Below are 6,695 nucleotides of genomic sequence, written 5' to 3'. Positions count from 1 at the left end.
ATCGGGACAAGAATGTCCCGACTATCGATAATAAATATTGTCATCAATTATGATAGGCGGGGTTTTCCAACCCCGCATCGATAAAGCATTTGGGATGGAGACCTAACCTGTCCTGAACTCTGAGATGTAGCGGAGAGCTTTAGCCCGCCACATATTTTAATCGGTGCTTATAGTCGGTCCTCGTCGTGTGGAATTTGTGTAATTATGATTATTGCAAAAAGTGAGCATTACTAGGCTACATAATTCTTTAAATTCCCGATTCCTTCAACCTTGATTTCTATTTTATCACTAATTTTCATGGGACCTATTCCAGATGGTGTGCCAGTCGCGATTATATCTCCGGGAAGAAGCGTCATGACCCTTGAGATGAAGCTTAGGAGCCTAGGAACTTTGAAAATAATTTCAGATGTCCTGGAATGTTGCTTTAGCTCACCGTTAAGGAATGTCGAAATTTCTAAATCTGATGGATCGATTTCTGTTTCTATAACCGGCCCGATCGGAGCAAAGGTATCGAATCCCTTCGCCCTTGTATATTGAACATCCTTTACCTGGAGATCCCGGGCCGTAACATCGTTTATGCAAGTGTATCCAAATATATACTGAAATGCCTCAGATTCATTTACCCACTTTGCCTCTTTTCCTATAACGACTGCAAGCTCTCCCTCGTAATCAACCCGTGAGGACATGTGACTTGGGTATATAATTTTATCTTCATGGCCGATTATTGAGGTCGATGGCTTCATAAAGAGTAAGGGTTCGTCAGGAATCTTCTTTTTAAGTTCTTCCGCATGGTCCCTGTAATTAAGCCCTACTGCCACAATTTTACTCGGGGAGCATGGAGCCAGGAATTTTATATCATTGACCTCGTACTCGTTACCAGATGAATGATATTCGCCAAGGATGTCTCCGACGATCTCAAATACTTTGCCTTCTTCAAGATAGCCGTGTTTTACCTTGCCGTCTTTAGTTTTATATCTGAGAAATTTCATTTCGGTCCTGCTTATTTTTGCATATTTATTCTAATTTGTAACCTGTCCAATAATTTAAATGATTTTTTTAACGAATAATCGAATGTCACGAGCAAGACTCGTGACCTACCCGGCGATAGCATCGCTTAATTAAAGCGGGTAACCCACCCATCCCTATCCTCCCCCAGACGGGTAGCCCACCAGTCTTGCTGGTGGGTTTATAATTATATTGTGTCAAAACTGAAACGGTATAATATTGAAAATCACGTATACTTCGTAACATCGAAAACGTTATATAACAATCCCATTTTCCTTAATTATATTTATGCAGAATTATTCGTTAAAAATCTATTCTGTTGCAGGGATAGATATGGATTTCTGCTTTTGGGGTTTGTTCTAATGCCAGACCATTTTCACTTATTGATAATGCCAAAGAAGGGCTTTGGAATCTCATCGGTCATTCAAAAAATTAAGAGCTTATTCGCTTACAAGTTAAGAAGTCTGGGCGTCAAAGGTACCATATGGCAAAAGAGCTTCTATGATTTTGGGATTTATTCCGAGGAAAAGTGCAGGGAGAAGCTAGACTATATTCACGCAAATCCTGTAAGGAAAGGTATGGTTGAAGACCCGATTGATTACAGATTTTCATCAATGAATTTTTCAGAACAATTGGACATGATTGATTAATTGCAACTAGGGTAGGCCACCAGTCTTGCTGGTGGGACGATCAAATGTCAACGATTTGCCCAAATTTCGGGACAAGAATGTCCCGACTATCCACAATAAGTGATATTGTCATCAATAACGATAGGCGGGGTTTTCCAACCCCGCATTTCGTCTAAAATTCCCTTCAATATTTGACCTCTTTCAAATAAAGTCCCCACGGGGGGGCAGGCCGTACAAATTTGGTTCTTTCCCCAGATTCCAATATTCTCCTGAAGCCTTCGACTGTGATTCTATCTTTTCCTACCTGAATAAGTGTCCCGACAACCAATCTTACCATTCTTCTTAGAAATCCCGTGGCTCCAATTTCAAAATATAGATGATCCTTTTCGCTGAACGCTATTTCGAGCTTCAATATCTCCCTGACGGTCGATCTCAGGGTGCGCGTAGATAGACCAAATGCACTGAAATCATGTTCACCTATAAGGGCCTTTGAGGCTTCCTTCATTTCTGGTACGTGCAATGTGAATGGGATGTGCCAGGCCCTGCGCCTCTCCAGCGCCGAGGGATATGGGCGGTACAATATTATATAGGTATATGTCTTACTTTTAGCGTCGAATTGTGCATGAAACCTCATATCCGCTTCCTCACATTTTACAATGGAGATGTCTTCAGGGAGGATAGCGTTAAGCGCTTTTTGAAGCTGACAAGCCGACAGTCCGCTTGAGGTCTTAAAATTTGCTACCTGACCCAAGGCATGGACACCGGTGTCTGTCCTTCCGGATCCTATGAGCTTTACCTCAAAGCTCCCTTCCCCCCTTGTGGGGGAAGCATGTCCTGAGCAAGGTCGAAGGGAAATGAGATGGGGGGTAGTTATCTTTACAAGTGCATTTTCTATAGTTTCCTGTATGGTAGGCCCTCTCTTCTGTCTCTGCCAGCCAAGGTAATTGGTCCCATCGTACTCTATTGTTAGCTTGATGTTTCTCATAGCTCTACTTTCTTCTTTTTTCAAAGGTAATTCTCGGATCTAATACAATATAGAGTATATCTACTAGGAGGTTAGCTATGACTAGTATAACCGTATAGACGATTGTAATTCCCATTACGAGTGGGTAGTCCCTGTTTGATACGGCGAAAACAAAAAACCTCCCCATTCCGGGGATTGCAAAAATGTGTTCCACTACAAACGAGCCAGTGATCAGGTAGGCGCTAATGGGACCCAAAACAGTAACCACTGGAATTAGGGCATTTCTGAGTATGTGTTTAACGACCACCCTTGTCTCGCTGAGTCCCTTTGCCCTTGCGGTTCTTATAAATGTAGCTTGGGATGTCTCTAGCATGCTTGCCCTAACGAGACGCGCCAGGTAGGCGGCTGGACCCAAGGCAAGGGTCAGTGCAGGTAGTACAAGGTGCCTAGCATCTCCCCACAGGGCTGCGGGAAACCACCCCAGTTTTACAGAGAACACATATATTAAGACTGCGCCTATGACGAAGCTTGGCACAGATACCAGAGCGGTAGATAGGGATACCGCAACAAAATCGAACAATCCCCTTGGCCTGGTTGCGGAAATCGTTCCCATTGATGTACCGAATATGATAGAGGCTAGTAGCGCGACTAAACCCAGCTCCATCGATACCGGGAGCGTGTCCCCGATAATATCGTTTGCGGTCCTGTCAACGTATTTGTAGGAGGGCCCGAAGTCACCGGTTAAAAGGTTATTCATGTATATAGCGTATTGCTTCCATACCGGCTCGGTCAGCCTGTATTTTTGCTCTATATTGATCAGAATCTGAGGAGGGAGTTTCTTTTCCGTATCAAAGGGTCCGCCTGGAAGGACTCTCAGCAGGAAGAAAGTGATAGATGATACGACAATGACAACAAACGCTCCTGTAAAGACCCGACCAAGAATGAATTTGGCCATTCAGTTAGCATGTCCTTAGTCTAGCCCTCTTTCCTTACAACAAAAGACTTTTTAGCCATCAGACCCTTTGAGTCTTTTGCAAGGAACGTTATTACATTAGTCCCTTCATGTAGTTTTAAATTGACGGAAATTGGAACATTATTTTCTCTCGAGGGTAGTAGCATAACTTTGTCCTCATCCAAAAAAACATAAACCAGCGCAACGCCATCACCGTCCTCTGCCGAACCGTTAATGGTGATTGTATCGGACTCAGTTGCAAGGGGCGGATCAACAATGCTTATGACTGGAGGTCCTTCAAAATATTCTTTTAAATTCTGTGTGTCGGAAGATGAACTTACAAAGTCTACGAAGATGATATCGTCTTTTCTTATCCACCCGACCATGTTTTCATTAAGTTTAATTTTGACCCATTCATCGTTTTCTCCCATCGTCTTGAAGCCTGCCCCCTTATCAGATATTGCCAGAACAGGCGCGTCCGTAAAGCTACCCCCCTTGATCAGTGTTTTATCGTTTAACACAACAATATTCTGCGAGTTATTGAGAAAATTTGCCTCCTTTTCGCTTTCAAGGATATTGATTTTGCTCATTAAACCCTCTTTGAGGACTTCATCGAGTATCTGAAGCTCCAAATCAATCTTTGCGTCGGGCTTCTTGACTTCAAAATTGAGAGGAGACTCTCTCATTTCACCTGGTTGAAGGTTCTCAAATTCAAATCTGCCCTGTTTTAAAAATAGCTTTTCCCCCGAGTTGTTCTTGAGTGTTACAATGCCTTTCTTTGCTACTCCCTCGCCGCTGTTCTTAACCCTTACCAATAGTGCTATGGCCTCGCCGAACTCCGGGATACCATTTCCATTTCCATGAGAGTCGTATCGTCCATCGTCGATGATAGAATAATTAAAAGAAAATAATGGCCTTGGCAACTCCTCTACCCTTGCCTTGAATTTATAATCGTTGAGTTTTTTGTTTTCAGCGTCTCCAAAATGCAGAGTGATTTCATCCTCGCTTTTGAGTGCCCATTCAGGGATATCAAAGGTGTCGGTCCAAGATCTTTTTTCACCAGGGTTTAATTTGCCGAATATGAATTCTTTTCCATCGAAACTCGGATTGTCAGATTTTGTTATGGCTTCCAATCTATAAATAGGCGACGTACCTCGATTGGTTACTTCCGCAGTTACGTTGAGCTTCTCTCCTGCTTTAGCAACGGGAAATGCTGGGAAAACCTTTACTGAAATGTCAGGCGAACGGGACCCCGATTCCGAATGAGACCAGTCTACCCCCAGATCCTTCCATGCGTCCCCCATCTTTATCTCCTGCCCTTTTGAAATTCTATTAATTTCGCCTTTCAGTTGATTGAGTATCTCTTTCCTGGATGTAGAGTTAGTAGAATTGATAATCTCTTTTGCAACATCGATATAGAAGTCCTCGTCAAGTTTCTTTATTTTTTCCTCCCTGCTCAGTGCCTCTTCAGGTGTTATCTCCTCATCTTCTTCGTTGACGATGTTCGAGTTATCAAGATATTTGATGGAATAAATCGGATCCTCCAACGGCTTTGTTTTCTCATCTGAATTAGTTTGCGGTTTATCGGAAGAGGGATCAGAGGGGTTAAAGATGACATTCTCCTTGGAAATCACCACTGGATTGAGCATTATATCTGGCGTGATTCCTACGTCCTGAATTGAGATATTGCCAGGTGTTAGGTAGTCTGCGATTGTAAGTTTGAGGGCAGAACCATCATTTAAATCGAATATCTGTTGAACAGAGCCCTTACCGAAGCTTCTTAGCCCTATGAGCACTGCCCTGTCATTATTCTTCAGGGCACCCGCGACTATCTCTGATGCGCTTGCGCTCCCCGAGTCTATTAGCACTACTATCTCACCGACATAATCAGAGACATCTTCACTTGCACTATATTCTTTGTCAGAGTCTCCTATCTTTGTTATAACTATTACACCGTCCTTTAAGAAGACGTCTGACACCTTCTCCGCTTGATCAAGGAGCCCCCCCGGGTTACCCCTGAGATCAAGAATTAAGCCTTTGACCTTGCCGTTTTTGTTTTGCAATGCTTCTTTTATGCTGTCAAAGGTGTTTTTCTGAAAATCCCTGATTCTCACGTATAAGATCCCTTTACCTAAATCGAATGCTTCGACGCTTTGGATATTTATGGTGTCCCTGACCATCCTGAATTTTTTGGGCTCGGGAAATCCCTCCCTAGTTACATAAATGGTTACCTCTGTTCCCTTGCGGCCCCGTAATTTTCCTACCGCCTCGATTAGAGACATGTTTATTGTCGATTGATCTTCTATCTGAACTATCCTGTCGTTTGGCTTTATACCTGCATTGTAAGCGGGCGTTCCTTCAATGGGTGAGATCACCGTGAGCTGTCCATCCCTTATCCCTATTACAATACCAAGTCCCCCAAAGCTTCCCTCCGTTTCAATCATAAACTCCTGGTAGATCTGGGGAGTGATGATACCAGAATGTGGATCGAGCGTTCTAAGCATTTCATCTGTAACTACGTATCCGACGTCCTGGATTTTTGGCTCATCCGATGTCAGACGAGGCTGGATAAACTGGAAGACCTCCTTAATCGTATGCTCCAGATCATCCAAATTACTAATGTCGCCCATATTAAAAGCTTTTGATTCGTTCAGTACCTGAACCTTGAATGTTTCGCTATTCTCACCGTCGGGAAAGTCAACGAGGACTTCATCCAGCATGGTTTCAAGTCTTTCCATGCCCTTTACGAGCATGGCTTTGGCATTAATCGCACTTTTGTCGACGTAGTACTTGTTTACATATTTTGTTACGTTAGGCAAGAAGGCCAGGCTGTTAAGCTGGTTGCCGCTCTCCGAATTTTGTGAAACGGATGAAAAAAGTGAGAGATAGAATAGAAGTGCAACTACAATTAGGGGAAAGTGGAATTTTTTTATAAGTTGAAAGATTCTGCTCAAGCTAAATTTTCTCCTGATTTTTGATTTCTTGCCGAAAAAATAATGACTATAATATTACTAGCTCATACATCACTAATCAACTATAAATTTTTTCGTTGCCAGTTGCCGGGAGTTCACGACTAAAAACCCAGGTCATTGCCGGTAACCGCAATTCCGGACACGATCCAAATGCTTTAACCCTGCGGGGTTGG

Annotated in this window: 5 protein-coding genes; 1 reads left to right on the top strand and 4 read right to left on the bottom strand. The window is 43.0% G+C overall.

The annotated features are described in order from the left end of the window. Window positions 1-230: 230 nt before the first annotated feature. Window positions 231-989 carry a fumarylacetoacetate hydrolase family protein gene (locus VGA95_06840; protein HEX9666261.1) on the bottom strand — a complete coding sequence of 253 codons (759 nt, stop codon included), beginning with the start codon at window positions 987-989 and terminating at the stop codon, window positions 231-233. 210 nt (window positions 990-1,199) lie between these two features. Between VGA95_06840 and VGA95_06835 the strand changes: the two genes are divergently transcribed. Next, window positions 1,200-1,655 (top strand): transposase, encoded by a 456-nt coding sequence (locus VGA95_06835; GenBank protein ID HEX9666260.1) that lies wholly within the window; start codon window positions 1,200-1,202, stop codon window positions 1,653-1,655. A gap of 163 nt (window positions 1,656-1,818) precedes the next feature. Here the strand turns inward: VGA95_06835 and truA are convergent, their stop codons facing one another. The 3 genes from truA to VGA95_06820 are packed head-to-tail and all read right to left on the bottom strand — an operon-like array spanning window position 1,819 to window position 6,504. Then, window positions 1,819-2,643, bottom strand: coding sequence for a tRNA pseudouridine(38-40) synthase TruA (gene truA, locus VGA95_06830; GenBank protein ID HEX9666259.1), 825 nt, complete (start codon window positions 2,641-2,643; stop codon window positions 1,819-1,821). Next, window positions 2,624-3,553: an ABC transporter permease gene (locus VGA95_06825; protein HEX9666258.1), complete on the bottom strand. Its 930-nt coding sequence runs from the start codon at window positions 3,551-3,553 to the stop codon at window positions 2,624-2,626. The genes truA and VGA95_06825 overlap by 20 nt, the downstream gene beginning before the upstream one ends. A 20-nt stretch (window positions 3,554-3,573) precedes the next feature. Continuing rightward, window positions 3,574-6,504, bottom strand: coding sequence for an MXAN_5808 family serine peptidase (locus VGA95_06820; GenBank protein HEX9666257.1), 2,931 nt, complete (start codon window positions 6,502-6,504; stop codon window positions 3,574-3,576). Window positions 6,505-6,695 lie beyond the last annotated feature (191 nt).

Source organism: Thermodesulfobacteriota bacterium (assembly GCA_036397855.1).
Taxonomy (GTDB): Bacteria; Desulfobacterota_D; UBA1144; order Nemesobacterales; family CSP1-2; genus DASWID01.
The sequence above is the reverse complement of the archived record's forward strand: the minus strand, read 5'-3'. Positions and strand labels throughout refer to the sequence as shown.